The following is a 3,986-nucleotide window of genomic DNA, read 5'->3' on the forward strand; positions in this document are numbered from 1 at the left end:
TCGATCCCGCCATCGCCGGCCTGCTCGGCGCCGGGCTCGTCACCTATGTGACCTTCCTGCCCAGTTTCCTGTTCATCCTCGCCGGCGCGCCGCTGGTCGAGCATCTGGCGCGGGCGCCCGCCGCCGCCGCGGCCTTGAAGGCGATCACCGCCGCCGTAGTCGGCGTCATGGCCAATCTCGCGCTGTTCTTCGGGGAGGCCGTGCTGCTGCCCGGCGGACAGCCGGCCTTCGGCGCCCTCGTCGTGGCGCTGGCCACCCTGGCGGCGCTGCTGCGCTTCAACCTGGCGACCCACTGGCTGGTGCTGGCCGGCGCCGCCGTCGGGGCGGCGCTGACCGTCCTCGGTTGAACGGGCGGCCCCCCAACGGGGGAAAGGCCGCCCGGGGGATCAGGCCGCGCCTTTTTCCGACTTGGCGTAGCCGATGTTGCGCAGCGATTCCGCGATCTCGTCGAGGATGATCGGATCGTCGATCGTCGCCGGCATCGACCACTGCTCGCTGTCCGCGATCTTGCGCATGGTGCCGCGCAGGATCTTGCCCGAGCGGGTCTTGGGCAGGCGCTTCACCACCGTCACCGTCTTGAAGGCGGCGACGGGGCCGATCTTGTCGCGCACCAGGCGGACCAGTTCCTTCTCGATCTCTTCGTCCGGGCGATTGACCCCGGCCTTGAGCACGACGAAGCCGACCGGCACCTGGCCCTTCAGCTGATCGGCGGCGCCGATCACCGCGCATTCGGCGACATCCGGGTGATAGGACAGCACTTCCTCCATGCCGCCGGTCGAGAGCCGGTGGCCGGCGACATTGATGATGTCGTCGGTCCGGCTCATGACGTAGACATAGCCGTCCGCGTCGATGTAACCGGCGTCGCCCGTCTTGTAATAGCCGGGGAAGTCCTGGAGGTAGGAGCGGATGAAGCCCTCGTCGTTCTGCCACAGGGTGGGCAGGGCGCCCGGCGCCAGCGGCAACTTGACGACGATGGAGCCGATGTCGCCGCGCTTCACCTCGTTGTTGTCATTGTCGAGCACGCGGATGTCGTAACCCGGCACGGCGCAGGTGGGCGAGCCGTATTTCACCGGCAGCAATTCGACGCCGACCATGTTGGCGGCCATGGGCCAGCCGGACTCGGTCTGCCACCAATGGTCGATCACCGGCACCTTCACCATGCGCTCGGCCCATTGGATGGTGTCCGGGTCGGCCCGCTCGCCGGCCAGGAACAGGGTGCGCAGGCAGGAAATGTCGTAATCCGCCAGCAGCTTGCCGTCCGGGTCTTCCTTCTTGATGGCGCGGAAGGCGGTCGGGGCGCAGAACTGGGTGCGGACGTTGTATTCCTCGATCACGCGCCAGAAGGCGCCGGCATCGGGCGTGCCCACCGGCTTGCCTTCATAGAGGATGGTGGTGGCGCCGATCAGCAGCGGGCCATAGGTGATGTAGGAATGGCCGACGACCCAGCCCACGTCCGAGGCCGCCCAGAACACTTCGCCCGGCGCCGCGCCATAGATGTTCGTCATCGACCAGGCCAGCGCCACCATGTGGCCGGCGTTGTCGCGGACGACGCCCTTCGGAATGCCCGTGGTGCCCGAGGTATAGAGGACATAGAGCGGATCGGTCGAGGCGACGGGCACGCAATCGGCCGGCGCCGTGCCGGGCACGACCTTGCCCCAGTCGTAGTCGCGGCCCTCGACCAGCGGCGCTTCCAGCATCGGGCGCTGCCAGATCAGGGTGAATTCCGGCTTGGTCGCGGCCAGCTCGATCGCCTCGTCGAGCAGCGGCTTGTAGGCGACGGTGCGCCCCGGCTCGACCCCGCAGGAGGCGGAAAGGATCGCCTTCGGCTTGGCGTCGTTGATGCGGGTCGCCAGTTCCTTGGCGGCGAAACCGCCGAAGACCACGGAATGGATGGCGCCGAGCCGGGCGCAGGCCAGCATGGCGAACAGCGCCTCGGGCACCATCGGCATGTAGACGATGACGCGGTCGCCGGCGACGATGCCCTTGTCCCGCAGCCAGCCGGCCTGTTCGGCGACCTTGTCGCGCAGCTCGCGGTAGGTGTAGCGGGTCTTGGTGCCGGTCACCGGGCTGTCGTAGATCAGCGCGTCCTGATCGGCGCGGCCGCCTTCGACATGGCGGTCGAGGCAGTTCCAGGCGGTATTGACCTTGCCGCCGGGAAACCAGCTGTAGAGCGGCTTGCGGCTGTCGTCGAGGATCGCCTTCGGCGCCTCGATCCAGTCGATCGCCTTCGCCGCCTCGGCCCAGAAGCCTTCAGGATCGGCCTGCCAACGTGCGTACATCTCGGAATAGGCGCCCACGGCTTTCCCCCCGTTTTCCGGTCATCGTTCTCTGTTGGGCGGATTCAGCAAAATGCGGGACTGGAATGCAACGTCCAATCCGCCGATGCCCCTCGTACTTTGGTCGTGTCCGGTGGCGGCTTCGCCGCGCGCCCTGCGGCCTTGGTCAAATGCCGCACAATAGTGCCGTGCGAAATTCCGCGACTATGGTATGGTCGCGCACGTTTTCACGTCCGCCGATGATCATCGACCTTACCATTCTTGTCCTGCTTGTCCTGCTGAACGCCTTTCTGGTGATGGCGGAGCTGGCTGTCGTCGCGGCCAAGCGGGCGCGACTGAAGCGGGCGGCCGACGCCGGCAGCGACGGCGCCCGAGTCGCGCTCGACCTCGCGTCCGATCCGGGCCGCTTCCTGTCCACCGTGCAGGTCGGCATCACCGCCATCGGCACCCTGTCGGGCGCCTTCGGCGGTCAGGCCCTGTCGGGGCCGCTGACCGAATTCCTGGCCGGTTTTCCCGTCCTCGCGCCCTATGCCGATACGATCGCCATCGCGATCATCGTCGCCGGCCTCACCTATGTGACGCTGATCCTCGGCGAACTGGTGCCCAAGCGCCTCGCCCTCGCCCGGGCCGAGGAGATCGCGACCTTCGTCGCCCGGCCCTTGCGCTGGCTGTCGGTCGGGGCGTCGCCTTTCGTCAGCCTGATCACCGGATCGACCAATCTCGTGCTGAAGCTGCTGCCCAAGGGCAGCAAGGAGCCCGAGGTGACGGACGAGGAAGTGCGCGTCCTGATGCAGGAAGGCGCCGCCGCCGGCCATTTCCAGGAAGCCGAGCGCGCCATCGTCGAAATGACCCTGCGTCTCGGCGACCGCAACGTCGACGCGCTGATGACGCCGCGCACCCAGATCGAATGGCTGGACGTCACCGATCCGCCCAAGCGCACCTGGCAGAAGATCGCCGACAGCCATTATTCCCGCTTCCCGGTGAAGAAGGGCACGACCAAGACCGTGCTCGGCTTCGTGCAGGTGAAGGACCTCTTCGCCCAGGCCCAGCTGCTGGCGGGCAAGCCGCCGGACATCGGCGCGGCGATCCATTCCGCGCTCTATATCCCGGAGACGACGCCGGCGCTGAAGGCGCTCGAAGTCTTCCGGGCCAGCGGCAGCCCCATCGCCCTCATCGTCGACGAATATGGCGACATCCAGGGCCTCGTCACCCTGACCGACCTCCTGGAAGCCCTGATCGGCGAACTCGAGGAAGCGGATACGCCCGAGGACGAACGCTCGGTCGTCCAGCGCGAGGACGGCTCCTATCTGATCGACGGCGGCTATGCCCTCGACCGGCTGTGGGACCTGCTGGCCATGCCGGAATTCCAGGATTCGGAAGCGGATTTCAACACGCTGGGCGGCCTGTCCATGCACCGCCTGAAGCGGATTCCGGCGGCGGGCGACGTCTTCACCCTGGGGCGCTATCGTTTCGAGGTGGTCGACATGGACGGCCGCCGGGTCGACAAGGTCCTGGTCAGCGAAGTGACGCCGGATTCCGGCGAAACCTGATCGTCCTCTTGCTGTTATCCTGCGTATCTCGGCTCCGCCTCCCGGCGGCGGGCCGGCTTTCATAGGTGTTCCCTTGGACATTAATCTGATCACCGAGCAATTGGTCGCCCTGGGCGGCATCGTTCTCGTCGACCTCGTGATGGCGGGCGACAACGCGATC

Annotated in this window: 4 protein-coding genes; 2 read left to right on the forward strand and 2 right to left on the reverse strand. The window is 67.1% G+C overall.

The genetic code is table 11. The features are described from left to right. Positions 1-347 (forward strand): chromate transporter (locus tag WC493_RS21935; RefSeq protein WP_373068536.1); only part of this gene is annotated, 347 nt, incomplete at its 5' end. 39 nt (positions 348-386) lie between these two features. Here the strand turns inward: WC493_RS21935 and WC493_RS21940 are convergent. After that, positions 387-2,279 carry a propionyl-CoA synthetase gene (locus WC493_RS21940; protein WP_373068542.1) on the reverse strand — a complete coding sequence of 631 codons (1,893 nt, stop codon included), beginning with the start codon at positions 2,277-2,279 and terminating at the stop codon, positions 387-389. Between the two features lie 236 nt (positions 2,280-2,515). On the opposite strand from WC493_RS21940, the gene WC493_RS21945 reads away from it, so the two are divergent. Beyond that, a complete protein-coding gene (locus WC493_RS21945; RefSeq protein ID WP_373068538.1) occupies positions 2,516-3,826 on the forward strand; it encodes a hemolysin family protein in 1,311 nt (436 codons plus the stop codon). Here the strand turns inward: WC493_RS21945 and WC493_RS21950 are convergent. After that, positions 3,792-3,986, reverse strand: a 195-nt coding sequence (locus WC493_RS21950; protein WP_373068540.1) for a hypothetical protein, incomplete at its 5' end; no start/stop codon positions are given. The two genes, WC493_RS21945 and WC493_RS21950, sit on opposite strands and share 35 nt — an antisense overlap.

The organism is Zavarzinia sp. (genome assembly GCF_041650655.1).
Taxonomy (GTDB): domain Bacteria; phylum Pseudomonadota; class Alphaproteobacteria; order Zavarziniales; family Zavarziniaceae; genus Zavarzinia.